The sequence below is a fragment of the Natrinema zhouii genome (assembly GCF_013456555.2).
Classification (GTDB): Archaea; Halobacteriota; Halobacteria; order Halobacteriales; family Natrialbaceae; genus Natrinema; species Natrinema zhouii.
Genome location: NZ_CP059154.1, coordinates 341,010 through 354,913, shown reverse-complemented (window position 1 = coordinate 354,913; position 13,904 = coordinate 341,010). Strand labels below are relative to the sequence as shown.

Annotated in this window: 14 protein-coding genes and 1 tRNA gene; 9 read left to right on the top strand and 6 right to left on the bottom strand. The window is 56.2% G+C overall.

Features of this window, described 5'->3' with window-relative positions; translation table 11 throughout:
- Positions 1 to 95: 95 nt before the first annotated feature.
- Entirely contained in the window at positions 96 to 1,433 is a 1,338-nt protein-coding gene (gene hmgB, locus HYG81_RS20505; protein WP_180841555.1) for a hydroxymethylglutaryl-CoA synthase, read from the top strand.
- A gap of 312 nt (positions 1,434 to 1,745) precedes the next feature.
- Positions 1,746 to 2,981 carry an AI-2E family transporter gene (locus HYG81_RS20500; protein ID WP_180841554.1) on the top strand — a complete coding sequence of 412 codons (1,236 nt, stop codon included), beginning with the start codon at positions 1,746 to 1,748 and terminating at the stop codon, positions 2,979 to 2,981.
- Positions 2,982 to 2,998: 17 nt separating this feature from the next.
- On the opposite strand, the gene HYG81_RS20495 is transcribed toward HYG81_RS20500, so the two are convergent.
- Positions 2,999 to 3,733: a DUF2270 domain-containing protein gene (locus HYG81_RS20495; RefSeq protein ID WP_180841553.1), complete on the bottom strand. Its 735-nt coding sequence runs from the start codon at positions 3,731 to 3,733 to the stop codon at positions 2,999 to 3,001.
- 223 nt (positions 3,734 to 3,956) lie between these two features.
- Here HYG81_RS20495 and gcvPA point away from each other — a divergent pair, with 223 nt between their 5' ends.
- Both gcvPA and gcvPB read left to right on the top strand, forming a co-directional pair.
- The gene (gcvPA, locus tag HYG81_RS20490) at positions 3,957 to 5,294 is read left to right on the top strand and encodes an aminomethyl-transferring glycine dehydrogenase subunit GcvPA (protein ID WP_180841552.1); all 1,338 of its coding nucleotides are present in this window, start codon (positions 3,957 to 3,959) and stop codon (positions 5,292 to 5,294) included.
- Complete coding sequence (gcvPB, locus tag HYG81_RS20485) at positions 5,291 to 6,820, top strand: aminomethyl-transferring glycine dehydrogenase subunit GcvPB (RefSeq protein WP_180841551.1); 1,530 nt, start codon at positions 5,291 to 5,293, stop codon at positions 6,818 to 6,820. The genes gcvPA and gcvPB overlap by 4 nt, the downstream gene beginning before the upstream one ends.
- 171 nt (positions 6,821 to 6,991) lie before the next feature.
- Here the strand turns inward: gcvPB and HYG81_RS20480 are convergent, their stop codons facing one another.
- Complete coding sequence (locus tag HYG81_RS20480; RefSeq protein ID WP_180841550.1) at positions 6,992 to 7,168, bottom strand: DUF7838 family putative zinc beta-ribbon protein; 177 nt, start codon at positions 7,166 to 7,168, stop codon at positions 6,992 to 6,994.
- A 132-nt stretch (positions 7,169 to 7,300) separates the two neighbouring features.
- Here HYG81_RS20480 and HYG81_RS20475 point away from each other — a divergent pair, with 132 nt between their 5' ends.
- Positions 7,301 to 7,834, top strand: a complete 534-nt coding sequence (locus tag HYG81_RS20475) for a cob(I)yrinic acid a,c-diamide adenosyltransferase (RefSeq protein WP_180841549.1) — start codon at positions 7,301 to 7,303, stop codon at positions 7,832 to 7,834.
- 130 nt (positions 7,835 to 7,964) lie between these two features.
- Here HYG81_RS20475 and HYG81_RS20470 read toward each other — a convergent pair whose 3' ends face one another.
- Entirely contained in the window at positions 7,965 to 8,153 is a 189-nt protein-coding gene (locus HYG81_RS20470) for a hypothetical protein (RefSeq protein WP_180841548.1), read from the bottom strand.
- Between the two features lie 366 nt (positions 8,154 to 8,519).
- Between HYG81_RS20470 and HYG81_RS20465 the strand changes: the two genes are divergently transcribed.
- From HYG81_RS20465 to HYG81_RS20455, 3 genes are all read left to right on the top strand, one after another.
- Positions 8,520 to 8,786, top strand: a complete 267-nt coding sequence (locus tag HYG81_RS20465) for a DUF7553 family protein (protein ID WP_180841547.1) — start codon at positions 8,520 to 8,522, stop codon at positions 8,784 to 8,786.
- A gap of 40 nt (positions 8,787 to 8,826) precedes the next feature.
- Positions 8,827 to 8,900: transfer RNA gene (locus HYG81_RS20460), tRNA-Val, on the top strand.
- A gap of 295 nt (positions 8,901 to 9,195) precedes the next feature.
- Positions 9,196 to 11,142 (top strand): DEAD/DEAH box helicase, encoded by a 1,947-nt coding sequence (locus HYG81_RS20455; RefSeq protein WP_180841546.1) that lies wholly within the window; start codon positions 9,196 to 9,198, stop codon positions 11,140 to 11,142.
- Here the strand turns inward: HYG81_RS20455 and HYG81_RS20450 are convergent.
- Positions 11,139 to 11,303: a hypothetical protein gene (locus tag HYG81_RS20450; protein ID WP_226777511.1), complete on the bottom strand. Its 165-nt coding sequence runs from the start codon at positions 11,301 to 11,303 to the stop codon at positions 11,139 to 11,141. The genes HYG81_RS20455 and HYG81_RS20450 overlap by 4 nt on opposite strands.
- Before the next feature lie 368 nt (positions 11,304 to 11,671).
- Here HYG81_RS20450 and HYG81_RS20445 point away from each other — a divergent pair, with 368 nt between their 5' ends.
- On the top strand, positions 11,672 to 12,199 hold the full coding sequence (locus tag HYG81_RS20445; RefSeq protein ID WP_180841544.1) for a hypothetical protein: 528 nt from the start codon (positions 11,672 to 11,674) through the stop codon (positions 12,197 to 12,199).
- A gap of 24 nt (positions 12,200 to 12,223) precedes the next feature.
- On the opposite strand, the gene HYG81_RS20440 is transcribed toward HYG81_RS20445, so the two are convergent.
- On the bottom strand, positions 12,224 to 12,994 hold the full coding sequence (locus HYG81_RS20440) for a hypothetical protein (protein WP_180841543.1): 771 nt from the start codon (positions 12,992 to 12,994) through the stop codon (positions 12,224 to 12,226).
- The gene (locus HYG81_RS20435; RefSeq protein WP_180841542.1) at positions 12,995 to 13,696 is read right to left on the bottom strand and encodes a hypothetical protein; all 702 of its coding nucleotides are present in this window, start codon (positions 13,694 to 13,696) and stop codon (positions 12,995 to 12,997) included.
- Between the last annotated feature and the right edge of the window lie 208 nt (positions 13,697 to 13,904).

Sequence of the window (13,904 nt, the reverse complement as noted above, 5' to 3'; positions counted from 1 at the left end):
ACGGATGATGATCCTGCTAAGGAGAGTAAGATACTTCGACAGCCGTCGAAACGTCGAACGACAATACCTTGTATCATCACCTGCATTGACAATGCATGACCGCAGTCGGTATCGACGCCGTCGAGATCTGGACCGGGAATCTCAAACTGGACCTTCCCGGCACGTTCGCCCCCGAGAAGGGCGAAGACCCGGAAAAGTACACGAAGGGACTCGGCCTCAACGTCAGTTCGTTCCCCGATAGCTACGAGGACATCGTCACGATGGGGGCGAACGCCGCCCATCGGCTGATGGAACGCAAAGGCCTCGAGCCGAACGATATCGGTCGAATCGACGTCGCCACCGAGAGCGCGTTCGACAATTCGAAGCCGGTTTCGACGTACGTCGCTGGCTGCCTCGAGCAGGTGTACGACGACGACTTCCATCACGCGAACAAGGGCGAGCGGAAGTTCGCCTGTATCGCGGGGACCCAGAGCTTAGACGACGCATACAACTGGATCCGTGCGGGCCGAAATCGCGGCCGCTCGGCGCTGGTCATCGCGACCGACACCGCACTCTACGCGCGCGGTGACGACGGCGAGGCGACCCAGGGCGCCGGGGCCGTCGCGATGCTCATCAGCGAGGATCCGAACCTCGTCGAACTCTCCGCCGAACAGGGCTACGGCTCGGCCGACGAGACCGACTTCCTCAAGCCAAACCAGCAGTTCCCGTCGGTCGACGGCAAGCGCTCCGTGCAGGTCTACCTCGCGCGGATGCGCGAGGCCCTCGAGGACTTCGAGAGCGTCGCGGGCGAGGTTCACGAAGAGGACTTCGTCTACGCCCCCTTCCACACGCCGTTCCCGGGGATGGTCCGGAAGGCCGCGTTGCTCGCCTACCGCCACATCACTCGAAATACGGGAGTCGAGGACGAACTGGCCGAGGAGATCGGTCGCCAGCCCCGTCCCGAGGCGTTCGACTCCGACGAGGAGTACCGCGATGCGCTCCGGGAGTACATGGACCTCCTCAAGGACACCGACCGCTACGCCGAGTGGTACGACACGACGATCGACCCGACGCTGACAATCGCCCGCGAGGTCGGCAACTGGTACACCGGCTCCGTCCACGTTGCCCGCGCGAGCGCGCTCAAATACGCCTACGAGCAGGGGCGCGAGATGACCGGCGAGAAAATGCTCATCGGCTCCTACGGCAGCGGTGCACAGGCGGAAATCCACGCCGAAACGGTTCGAGAGGGGTGGGCCGAGGAGATCGAGGCCCTGAACGTCGACGAACAGCTCGCCGATCGCTACGAGATGACCTGGGAGGATTACGAGGAGATCCACGACGCCCACAACCACGAGATGGACGTCGACGTCGAGGAGTTCACGACGCCCACTGAGGAGTTCGTCTTCGACGGCTGGGGCCGTATGGGAGAACGGAAGTATCGATACGTAGAGTAGCAGAAGTACCTTTTTCTCGTCGGGTTCGCTCGCGTCGCTCGCTCACCGCTCTCTGCTCACGGGCGCGAAGCGCCCGTTCGCACGGTCAGCGGGACCTCTGGTCCCGCTCAACTCCAAAAATCTACGCTAAAAAGGCCGCTCGCTCGCGGGTGCACTCCTTGTGATTCGACCGCAGCGGAACTCCTTAGGCTAAACCAAGCCTTCGCTAGGAGGCGTGTGGAGAGTCTGTAAGTCGTTTCATAGGTCTCGAGAACCGAACGGCTGGCAAATCGTATCAATGGACTAATTTATAGGGGTGTTGCATACCTGGACATGCCAGACAGTCCCGATCCGCCGGACTGGATCGTCGAGCGACCCGGCTTGACCGCGCTCGCATTGCTCAGCGCTCTCCTCGCGCTGTTCGTTCTCCTTCCGTATCTCCAGTACGTCCTCTTCGGCGTCGTTCTCGCGTACATTCTGTTGCCCGTCCAGCGCCGACTCGAGCAGTACATCAGACCGACGTTCGCGGCGGTCGCGGTGGTGATCGGGACCTTACTCGTCGTCCTGATCCCACTCGTCTACGTCATCTCGGTCGCGGTTGACCAATCGCTCAGAGTCGTCGAGTCTATCAGACAGGGAGAGATCGACGTCGAGACGATCGAAGGAATGCTCGAGACCAACGGCTACGCGATCGATCTCGTGGATCTGTACGAATCGAATCAGGATCGGATCGCGACGGGCATTCAGGAGATTACGTCAGGTGCGATCAACGTCGTCGGCAGTTTGCCCAATATATTTATTGGCCTGACAGTGGCGCTGTTCGTTCTCTTCGCACTGTTGCGGGACGGGGACCGACTCGTCGCGTGGATCCAGTGGGTGTTGCCGATCGACGACGAGATTACGGACGAACTTCGAACGGGACTGGATCAGCTCATGTGGGCGTCGGTCGTCGGAAACGTCGCCGTCGCGGCCATTCAAGCAGTGATGCTCGGTATCGGGTTGGCGATCGCCGGCGTTCCCGCCGTCGTCTTTCTCACCGTCGCGACGTTCGTCCTGACGCTGCTCCCGCTCGTCGGTGCGTTCGGGATCTGGATCCCGGCGGCGGCCTATCTGGTCGTGATGGGGCGGCCGACCGCCGGCGCAGTGATGGCCGTCTACGGACTGCTCGTCACCTTCTCGGATTCATACCTGCGTCCCGCGCTGATCGGCCATACCAGCGCGTTCAACTCCGCCATCGTCGTCGTGGGGATCTTCGGCGGTCTCATCGCCTTTGGTGCCGTCGGACTGTTCATCGGCCCCGTCGTCCTCGGCGGCGCGAAACTCACCCTCGATTGCTTCGCTCGAGCACGCACCGATGAGCCGATCAGCGGGGTAGTCACCGAAGGCGAGGGAACGGGAGTCGGTACCGGGAATTCGGCCGGCGAAACCGAGTCGGTGACTGATCCGGACGAGACTGAATCAGCGACCGAAACGACCGAGGGCGTCGATACCACGCCAGCGACCGAGACGACCGAAGGCGTCGATACCACATCGACTACCGAGTCGGACGACCCGAATTCCGACTCGTAACCGCAGTATCGACGCCGTTACTCGTTTTTCCACTGGCCTGGCTTCTCGCCGTGAATCTCTCCTTTCGCTTCCCGTCCGCCCGGCCACAGGCCGAGCGCGATCACGCTCACGAAGAAGAGTCCGAGGAGCGCCGCCACGAGCGAACCGGGGATTCCCGGCAGTTCGGCGGCTTCGGTCCACTGCTGCTCCGGTGTGAACATCGTGACTTTGAACGCCCAGCCGACCCCGGCCACCGTGAACAGGAGCCCGTACACGCGCCGAATCCTCCGAGAGAGGGCCTCTCGAGTCGACACCTTGAACGTCGGATTCCGGAGATCGTCGCTCAACTCCTCGCGCCAGGCCGGATGTTCGACGCCGACGGGTTCGAAGGCGTTGGCAAACACGTTCTCCTGAATGAAGCGGACGCGGGCACGCCAGTGGTCATAAAATCGGTAGCGTCGAACCTCGTAGAAGAGGAAGATCGAGAGGACGAACATCCCGATCAGGAGCAAGAACGCCGGCATGTTCCGGCTCGAGAAGACGATCGAGAGCAACGCGGCGAGGAGCGTGATCGCCCAGTCGGTCGTGCGGTCGATGCGGTCCTGTGCGCTGTTCGCCTGACTGACCTCGCCGCGGTAGAAGTGTGGGAGGACGCCGAGTAGCGAGTCGGTGTCGTCCGCGGCCGCCGCGCCGATCTCCTGATCGCCGCGATCGAGCGGCCCGTCTCGATCCTCGCGATCGCTCGCATCTGCCGTCTCACGTTCGTCGGGCATGCGCCCCTCCGACACCGGGGTCGTGCATAGTGGTCCGTGTAGCGACTGCAGGGTCGAGACCGAGGGCGAAGTGGACGAGTCCGTGAGCACCGGTCAATCGCACCGAAACGAGTGTGTTCATTACCCCGTACCCGCTAGAGACATGTATCGTGTCTCGAATCGAACGCCGCAATCGACGCGGGTGGGGGCGAACGGAAGCGATCGATCGAGACCACCGCTAGTCATGCACGGATCACACGCAACGGGGAGCCCGTACGCTCCCCACACGGACGAAGACCGCACGGCGATGCTCGAGGCGGTCGGCGCGGACAGCGTCGAGGAACTCTTCGACGTTCCGGCCGACGTCGCGTTCGACGGACGCTTCGACATCGACGCGCGAACGGAACGGGAAACGCGACGACTGGTTCGCTCGATGCTGGGTCGCAACGACGATCTGACCGAACTGCTCGGCCGCGGCCACTACGGCTACTACATCCCGTCGCTGGTCGATCACCTCGCGGACCGCTCGGAGTTTCTCACGTCGTACACGCAGTACCAGCCGGAGATCTCCCAGGGGTTCCTGCAGGCCCTGTTCGAGTACCAGTCGCTGCTGGTCGAACTGACCGGCCTCGCAGTCGCGAACTGCTCGATGTACGACGCCGCGACGGCGCTCGGCGAGGCCGCCACGCTGGCCGACCGCGTCCGCGATACGACGGGGAACCGCGTGCTCGTCCCCGAGTTGCTGCGCGAGGAACGGCGGAGCACGCTCGAGAACTACGTCGCTGGTACCGATCTCGAGGTCGAAACGTACCCGGTCGACGACGGAAACGTCGACCTCGCGGCGCTCGAGGAGCGCGTCGACGAGGAGGTCGTGATGCTTTACGCCGAGAATCCGACCGTCCGCGGGACGATCGAGGAGAACCTCACGGCGGTCGGCGACCTCGCCGACGAGACCGACGCGCTGTTCGTGCTCGGCTCGGATCCGATCGCGCTCTCGCTGCTCGAGCGACCCGCGGACATCGGTGCCGACGTCGTCGTCGGCGACGCGAGCGTGCTCGGGCTCCCGACGAGCTACGGAATGGGGCTCGGCCTCTTCGCGACTCGAGAGGAGTACCTCCGGCAGGTTCCCGGCCGACTGGTCGGCGTCAGCGAGGACGCGACCGACCGGCGGGCGTTCACGCTCACTCTCCAGACCCGCGAACAGCACATCCGCCGGGAACGCGCGACGAGTAACATCTGTACGAATCAGGCCTGGGTCGCGCTCCGAACCGCGATGCACGCCGCCGTCCTCGGGCCGACCGGGATGGTCGACCTCGCGAAACGCGACGTCACGCGAGCGCGGGACCTCGCGGCGCGCCTGGACGACATCGTCGGCGTCAAAGCGCCGGTTCACGACCGACACCACGTCCGGGAGTTCGTCGCTCGCGTCGACCAGCCGGCCGGAGCCATCGCTAACGACCTCGAGCGACTCGGCTTCGCGGTTCACGTCCTCGGTGACCACGAGATTCAGGTCTGCGTCGCCGGCGTTTCCGACGACCGGATCGATCGCTTCGCCGAGGCCCTCGAGGAGGTGGCGCGATGAGTGACCAGGGATCCGACGACCGCGACGCGGCACAGTCGCGCTACGATCAGGCCCGATACATCGAGAACGATGAGTACGAACCGCTGCTCTCCGAGAAGGATCTGACGCGAGTCGAGATCAGCGATGGAGACAGTGGCAGTAGCAGTGACGATGGCCGAGGCGATGCCGACGGTTCGCCGCTCCCCGACGACCTGACGCGTGACTCACTCGAGTTGCCCGAACTCTCCGAACCCGAACTGGCTCGCCACTACACGCGGCTCTCGCAGATGATCTACGGGATCGACAGCGGCCCCTACCCGCTGGGGTCGTGTACGATGAAGTACAACCCGAAGTTCACCGAGGACGTGGCCGCGCTACCGTCTGCGGCCGTCCACCCCGATCGGTCCGCGGAGTCGGTGCAGGGCACCCTCGAGCTCCTCTATCGGCTGCAGGACTACCTCGGCCGGATCGGCGGGATGGACGCGGTGACGCTCCAGCCGCCCGCCGGCGCGGCCGGCGAGTTCGTCGGTATCCGCGTCGCCGCGGCCTACCACGAGCACAACGGCGAGGGACACCGGGACGAGGTCATCGTCCCCGAGAGCGCCCACGGGACCAACTTCGCGACCGCTGCCCTGGGCGGCTACGACGTCGTCTCCCTGCCCAGCGACGACGAGGGCCGGGTCGACCTCGAGGCGCTCGAGGCTGCCCTGGGGGAGAAGACGGCCGCACTGATGCTGACCAACCCGAACACGCTGGGGCTGTTCGAGCGCGATATCACGGAAATCGCCGACATGGTCCACGATGTCGGCGGACTGCTCTATTACGACGGGGCGAACCTGAACGCGCTGCTCGGCCGCGCGCGGCCGGGCGATATGGGCTTCGACGTGATGCACTACAACGTCCACAAGACGTTCGCGACGCCCCACGGCGGCGGCGGGCCGGGTGCAGGCCCGGTCGGCGTCGTCGAGGAACTCGCGCCGTTCTTGCCCGCGCCGCGCGTCCGCGAGCGCGACGAGGGATCGAAAGCGGACGAAGCCGTCTACGAGCGCTTCGAGTCCGACCACACCATCGGCAAGGTCCACGGGTTCGACGGCAACTGGCTGGTGCTCGTCAAGGCCTTCGCGTACATCGCCCGCCTCGGCGACGACGGGCTCGCGGACGCCAGCGCCTCCGCGGTGCTCAACGCGAACTACCTCGCCGAGGAAATCGAGTACGACGTTCCCTACGGCCCGTTCCACCACGAGTTCGTCGCCAGTGCGGGCGAGCAAGACGCGGCCGACGTGGCGAAACGGATGCTCGACTACGGCGTCCACCCGCCGACGACGAAGTGGCCCGAGATCGTCCCCGAGGCGCTGATGACCGAACCGACCGAAGTCGAGAGCAAGGACACGCTCGACCGACTCGCCGCCGCGTTCAACGCCGTCGCCGGCGAGGACGACGCGACGCTCGAGGACGCGCCGGAGCGAACCACCGCGCGCCGGATAGACCAGACGAGCGCCGCGCGGAACCCGCGATTGTCCTGGCAGGCACTCGCGGACGATTCGTAGGCCGACGAACGATCAGTTTTCGATTCCGTAGCCGTTCGACAGTACCACCCGGTGACGAGCGGTATCGTCGTGATGGGAAGTCGAAACTGGAGGCGTTCGAGCAGTTATACCGCGAGAGAACGGCGGTTCACAGTTCTCTGAGCGTGGAGAAGAAACTGGAGTGAAACGGCCTTATGCGCTACTCGAGTCGACGGCGGTGCCGTTGTCGCCGATCTGGACGAAGCCGTAGTCACAGTCGGGGCAGTGCCACTTGACCTTCGTCCCGAGATGGAGCGTCGTACTCGCGGCGCGGTAGAACGTCTTTTCGCTCCCGCAGTCGGGACACTCGTGATCGAGTTCCAGAGCCATACCTGCCCCTACTGAGCGAAGCGAGTTTAACGTACTGATTCCCGCAGGATTCGGCTCGAGTCTCGAGGCGGTGGAGACTGCACCACTGGGAGTGACAGGGAAGTTAAGTGGAACCCCTCCGTCGGTCCACCCATGTCGATCTACACCGGTCGCGGCGACGACGGACAGACGGATCTCCGGGACATGACTCGCGTCTCGAAGTCCAGTGCACGCATCGAAGCCTACGGAACCGTCGACGAACTCAACGCCCTGCTCGGCACGATCCGGCCGACCGAGCACGACGATATCGACGACCGACTGTCGGCGATTCAAAACCACCTCCACGTGGTGCAGGCGGACTTCGCGAATCCCGATCCCGACGAGGACGATCCCGCGATCCGCGCCGACCACGTCGAGACCGTCGAGGACTGGATCGACGAGTACGACGAGGAACTCGAGCCGCTGACCTCCTTTATCCTCCCGACCGGGAGCGAACGCGGGGCGGCGCTCCACCACGCTCGCACCGTCTGCCGACGAGCGGAACGGCGGGCGGTCGCGCTCGCCGGCGAGGAGAAGATCAACGAGGACGCGGTCCAGTATCTCAACCGGCTCTCGGACGGGCTGTTCACGTTCGCGCGCGTCGTCAACGCTCGCGACGGGCAACCGGAGGAAGCGCCGGAGTACTAGCTGTCCCGTCGCAACATCGATCCGTCCGCTGCTATCACGGGGGTCGAACGCGGGACACAGAGTTCAGTGTCGAAACGGGCTCGAGTCGGATCTGTCATCAGGGAGTTCGCGAGCCGAGCACCGGCGGGGATTACGCGTTCCGGCTCGTCGGCGGTAACTCGATGGCGACGAGTTCGTGCCCCGTCTCTCGGCGATGGTCGTTTCCGATCCGCGTCGCCTCCAGACGGCCGTCAGCCGATCGCTCGTACGAACACCCGTTGCATTCCACGAGGAACCGTTTCGTCTCTTCGTGACTCGAGGCCGTCTCTTTCGTTGCCATACAGGACTAGTCGACGACCGACTGCTTGAACTGTCCCCCAAAAGAAGTTGGATTTCACTGCCGATCGCTGGCCGGTATGGGTTTCTAAACAGCAAATACGACCCCGCTACGAACCGATCAGGTGCCGTTAGAGGTCGCTGTTTCGCTCACGTCGTCCCATGGCTCGCAGACGAGGACCAGTTCACGTGATGAATTGGGTCTCGGAGTAGCTCCTCTGCCAGCAGTCGGTTCGTCACACTGGGTCGGATTCGAGACGTGTTTGCCGTTTCGAGACTCGTTCGATCTCAGCGCTGTGCCGCACTTTCGGATTCTGTTGTCTGCGAAAGAACTATATCCTCGCTCGGCCTCTCTATGGGAGAGCATCACATGAACAAACACTTCCACGACAGCCTGTACTACCTGCGACGAGCCGCCGAACACGCCCGACTCGGTGTGACGGAGCAGACGACCCAGTACACGGATCAGGTCCGGTCGGTCCTCGGTCGGGAGCACGAGCCGGAGCCCGGCCGCGTCGACCGGGTCCGCGAGGACGTGACCGCCCTCGAGCGACGAGCCGAAACGAAATTGTTCGGGGCGGTCGATTCCGCTCGCGATCGCGTAGGTCGCTCGAACGCGAGCGCCGACGATCGCTGAAAGGAAGCCTTAAGTCGGACGCACGGGAATCCCCTCGTGCGGGTTGGTGATCTAGTTGGTTATGATACCTCCTTCACACGGAGGAAGTCGGCGGTTCAAATCCGCCCCAACCCACTCGGAATTCTATTCCTGACGAATTACGGGATGGCGGAGAGTGCTTATATATACTCTCAGATCCCGAGACGCTATTTCACCAGGTTCACGATGGCGGCCCTCTGCTATGGCGCGATTCGCTCTACTATGTACAATGAGTACCAAACAGATTAAACTCAAAATTATATATATTTCCAAATTTATCTGATATTCAAGTTTATATCTATTCTTCTAAGCTTTTGGGAAAGAGATTTAGCAAAGGAATTATCAAAGTGGCGCGACACAAAATCAACTGAAGACAGCGGGATTTAGAATTATGTCTAATAGAATACAATTCACCATCGACGAAGTAAAAGATGCGGTGGAAGAGATACATGAGGTTCGACCTTTCGTCACTACCAAGGCTATCTCTAAAATAATTGGCTGCTCGCGTGAGACTGCACGGGTAAAACTCACACAATTAGTCAGTCAAGGGGTCCTGAAGTCTCAACGGGTGGGTGGACGAGCAAAAGTTTGGTACTCTCCTCAATGGGTCAGCTCACAGCAATACGATAGTGCCTCTTCGAAGAAGGCAGTAGTTGAAAATGCAAGGGGGGAGAGCAACCGAGGTGGCACACCCCAAAATTCAAGACATCACGTTCTGGAAAGCAAAGAGGATGAGAGAGTCTTTTTCTTTCCAAGTCGGCGTGAAGTAGTCGTAGGTTCACCAACCGATAGAAGCCAACAGATTTTAGCTCAAACATCTCATTTGGTTGATTCAACCGGAAAGGGATATCTTTACAAGATTGATGAGACTGACATCTGGAACGCTCCCTATGATTCATTTTCTGATCTCCGCGACGACCTAATTAGGCTTATTGGAGAGGAGCAATGGGATGGAGGATTCGAAAGTCGGGTTGAAGATGATTGGGATCGAGCTCATCAATTTCGTCTTCGAACCCATCAAGATGGCTACTCGGTCCTTCAAGCGAAGGACGTAGATGTCTTTGAGAATGTTGCAAAAAGGAAATTAGAGTACGGATCTCATTATTCCGAGTTTCTTTCTGAAATCGAAATGAGGGTTACAAATGGGGAGGAGTCTAGTATAAAAGAAACTCTTTACGATGCTGGATATCCGGTTATCGATGAACGAAAACTTGAGGAAGGTGCCTCACTCGAGATCTCGCTGTCTGGGGATATCAAACTCCGAGACTATCAAAGTAAATGGGTCAATCACTTTGCAGAACGGCAATCTGGCGTTTTCGTGGGACCACCAGGGAGTGGAAAAACCATAGCCGCACTAGGTGCAATAGAAGTGATCGGAGGAGAGACACTCATCATTGTCCCTAACCGTGAGCTAGCTCAGCAGTGGGAAGATGAAATAGTACAGAAGACAACCCTTGCACCCCAAAAAGTTGGACAGTACCATGGTGGTACAAAGCAAATTCGTCCAGTTACCATTGCAACATATGATACAGCATCGATGAGTCGTCACAGAGAACTATTCAATGAACGTGATTGGGGACTTGTAATTGCTGACGAGTGTCATCATTCAGTAGCCTCAACTTGGAAGCGGTTTCGTGAGATTCAATCGAAAGCGCGTCTTGGATTGTCTGCAACTCCTGTTCGAGAGGCTGACGATCCAAAGGAAATCTATACTCTCATCGGGCCTCCAATTGGTACAGACTGGGGTTCACTATTTGCTGATGGCTGGGTTGAGAAACCTGATGTCGAACTCATCACAGTGCCATGGGCAAGTAGCAAGATACGCGAACGATATCAGCGTGCCTCAGGAAGTAAACGTCTTATCGAAGCCGCTCGAAACCCAAAGAAACAGCAAGTTATCAATTCTATCCTTAAAGAACACCCTGGGCAAAAGAAACTCATATTCGTTGACTGGATTAAGCAAGGGAAAGAACTTGCAGAAGAACTCAATTTGCCATTTATATATGGTGAGACCAATCACGTCAAACGAGAGGAGATATATGACCGTTTCCGCCAAGGGACGATTGATGCGTTAATTATCTCACGAGTCGGTGATGAGGGGATTGATCTTCCTGATGCCGAGGTGGCTATAATCGCATCGACAATGGGATCCTCTCGCTCACAAACGGGGCAACGAGCAGGCCGAACAATGCGACCATTAGGAGATGCGAATGTATATATTATTCTCACTGAAGGCTCAGGCGAAGAAGACTGGGGTCGCGAGAGTACACAGTACCTAGCTGAGAAGGGGATAGATGTGAGGAAAACTGATTGGCAGAATATCAATCCCACCCCTTAGTCTTCTTTCTCAGCAATTTTGAATTCAATTTGATTGACAATCTCACTAAGTCGGTCAATAATTGGTTTTTGTTCTCCTTTTTCATTCTCGCGAACGATAACCCATATACAAATTGCTAAAATAGCCTCTAATAGTGCTGTCACTAGCATCGATTCTTTCATAAAAATGACCGTATAGGTGCCCAAGTGTCTCATTATCGTTGGCTTCAGCGATATACTGGTACACAGAAAGATGTATGACAATTCACACCTCCAAACATACATTAGTGAGTTTTTCAGTAGTAAAAAATAATTATATTCATAAATATCGAAGAGCTCTAAATGCGCTTAAGCTCATCTTCAAGCAGAGACTCCGTGTCAACATACACCATATATTATAGTATATTTTTAATATCTATAAGTTGCTATTATTTAATAATAATTTTACTTCTATTATAAAATACAGTATTGTATTATATTACTATTAATCCTTCAAGCAAATATAGTAAAGATGAGGAACAGATAAGTAGTATTGTTATCTAACAGTCAATATGGAAGAAGAAACTGAAGAAGAGGAGCTCTATCTGCACGTGAGTGTAGGTGATGTAACTGTTGAGGTTAAAGGACCCCTTGATGAAGCTGAAACATGGTTTGAAGCCCTAAAAGAAGACCATCTTACCAATCTTGATAGCAGAGCAGTTTCGGGTCACAGCAATGGTTCTGAATCGAACAACCAGGATAATCCAACAAGTACAAGAGCAAATGGTGGTGCTAAACAAAAAAATCGGACTCTTACTGAGTTCTATCAAATGACAGATGGTATAACAAAGAAAGATACTGCTTTCTTGACTGGGTGGTATCTTGAGATACAGGAGGGTCGAGACGACTTTACTCGTAAGGAAATAGAAGAAAAAGCAAAATCAGCTAAGCTCACTTTAGGAGCAAACGTAGGTCGTGATCTCAATTATAAAGTTGAAGACGGTCATCTTGCCGAAGTTGGGGAGAGAGATGGAGATGTCACATATCACGTAACAATCACAGGAGAGGAATACGTTGAAAATGAGTTGATCAATATTTAATTAGAGAATCACCTATTGTTAGCCTTATTCACCATTAGCGTTCTGAACTCCTTCCCAAACTTCGTATAGAACTTCAGCAAGATCGGTAGCGTCTTCAGATATACTTTCAATTTCTCCCTCATCGAAATCCACTCGGATAGAGTGTGCACTCCTATTTCCTTTATCCTTCATATTGCGGATGCTTTCTACCATCTCCCGATTAAATCCTTCTTTTGTGAACCTCTTCAGATTTGGAACTCCTACTTTGAGATTGTTGAGCAATTCGTCAAAGCTATAATGGCGCTGATTCTCTTGATCAAAGAACATCTGGACATCATCGCCTGCGTACTCCCCTCTAAGAATCTCAAAGACCAGATTCTCAAACATTTTTCGAGTGAGGACCATCGTCCCGTCGTAAATGCGATACCGGTACGACCTGTTTATATCGTCAACCAGTTTCTGATAATGGTTATCTTCAAAGACATCTGAATCGATGAACCAATCGCTCTCATCTCGGGGAGCGTCAAGAGCGTCGTCATCCAGTAGAGCTTCAACCTCTCTTTCCCCGGTATGAGTTAGCCGATATCCCTCATTTTCTGTTGGTGTGATCCAGCCTGTTTCTCTAAGCCGACTGAAGTAAGTAGAAGTGCTTGAGGGAGAAACCGTTGATCGGGAGTGTTGGATTAGGGTTTTAGCATCTGATTGATTTATTGATGTTTTATTCTTATCATTTTCTAGATAGTATATTATTAGGGCTACCTGCTCTTTTTGCCCAGCGCCACTATCAAAATGTCTTAACAGATAGTCGTACTCCATCTATTCGTCAGCCTCGCCTTCCAATCGTTCAACTGTTCTTTGGATTTGATCGAATCCTTCTCGTTTACCCGGCATGGTTAGACTAATATCCGTGTTGGCGCCGCTTCCGTCTCGTCTGAAATAACGGTCACCTTCTCCATCATTGAATTGATACATGTTGAACGTATCAGTGTCATCTATACCAGAAATGCGTAGAGCGTCCTTGAGAGATGGCGATCTCACTTCTTCAATCTTATTACACTCTCGCCAAAGTGTTAAGAGAATAAGCGAAGCACGCATTTGTTTCTCACTTCGACTATTACCCGATTCACCTAGTGTCTCCACATCAAAATTCAGGTAAGGTGGTTCTTCTCCCTCTGGATCAATATCAAAATAGTTATCAATCGTACTGGGGGAGAAGTCGGTTCTTTTTACTATGGCTTTAAGATCCGAGTTTACCGCAACTGAACCTTGACTTGGTATGTCATCATCTTGTGTGGTTTGAGCAGACTCTTCCTGCTTTTTCTCCCAATGATCAGCGTCAAGTCCAGGTTCGTCTTCTGTATCAACTTCGTTGTAGGTGAGTTCAACACCTTCGAGTGTCTCTTCATTTTTTTCCAAGAATTCCATGAACTGGAGAAGGTTCTCTTCAAGTTCCGTCAAGTCTTCACCCTTGAATTCGGCATCAAGAGGGCCACGGTTAAGAGTGAGCGTTATTTCCATAGACTACATGCAAACTCTCATTAAAACCATATATTTCTTACTACCGATGTATTTGATAGATTGAGTAGCATTCTTACTAATATAGCTGTGGGAACATGATCCCAGCGTCTTGTTAGGGCAAGTAGACCATGATCTACGAGTATTCTCGAACCGTAGAGAGCAATTCGACGGCTAACGTCCACCAGATCTAATTCTAAATAAGTAGTAG

Bases quoted from the DNA above. Each gene is read 5' to 3' on its own strand.
- HYG81_RS20455 (WP_180841546.1), top strand. From the start codon at position 9,196: ATGTCTAATAGAATACAATTCACCATCGACGAAGTAAAAGATGCGGTG.
- HYG81_RS20445 (WP_180841544.1), top strand. From the start codon at position 11,672: ATGGAAGAAGAAACTGAAGAAGAGGAGCTCTATCTGCACGTGAGTGTA.
- HYG81_RS20470 (WP_180841548.1), bottom strand. From the start codon at position 8,153: ATGGCAACGAAAGAGACGGCCTCGAGTCACGAAGAGACGAAACGGTTC.
- gcvPA (WP_180841552.1), top strand. From the start codon at position 3,957: ATGCACGGATCACACGCAACGGGGAGCCCGTACGCTCCCCACACGGAC.
- HYG81_RS20495 (WP_180841553.1), bottom strand. From the start codon at position 3,733: ATGCCCGACGAACGTGAGACGGCAGATGCGAGCGATCGCGAGGATCGA.
- HYG81_RS20480 (WP_180841550.1), bottom strand. From the start codon at position 7,168: ATGGCTCTGGAACTCGATCACGAGTGTCCCGACTGCGGGAGCGAAAAG.
- HYG81_RS20450 (WP_226777511.1), bottom strand. From the start codon at position 11,303: ATGAAAGAATCGATGCTAGTGACAGCACTATTAGAGGCTATTTTAGCA.
- HYG81_RS20475 (WP_180841549.1), top strand. From the start codon at position 7,301: ATGTCGATCTACACCGGTCGCGGCGACGACGGACAGACGGATCTCCGG.
- HYG81_RS20440 (WP_180841543.1), bottom strand. From the start codon at position 12,994: ATGGAGTACGACTATCTGTTAAGACATTTTGATAGTGGCGCTGGGCAA.
- HYG81_RS20500 (WP_180841554.1), top strand. From the start codon at position 1,746: ATGCCAGACAGTCCCGATCCGCCGGACTGGATCGTCGAGCGACCCGGC.
- HYG81_RS20465 (WP_180841547.1), top strand. From the start codon at position 8,520: ATGAACAAACACTTCCACGACAGCCTGTACTACCTGCGACGAGCCGCC.
- gcvPB (WP_180841551.1), top strand. From the start codon at position 5,291: ATGAGTGACCAGGGATCCGACGACCGCGACGCGGCACAGTCGCGCTAC.
- HYG81_RS20435 (WP_180841542.1), bottom strand. From the start codon at position 13,696: ATGGAAATAACGCTCACTCTTAACCGTGGCCCTCTTGATGCCGAATTC.
- hmgB (WP_180841555.1), top strand. From the start codon at position 96: ATGACCGCAGTCGGTATCGACGCCGTCGAGATCTGGACCGGGAATCTC.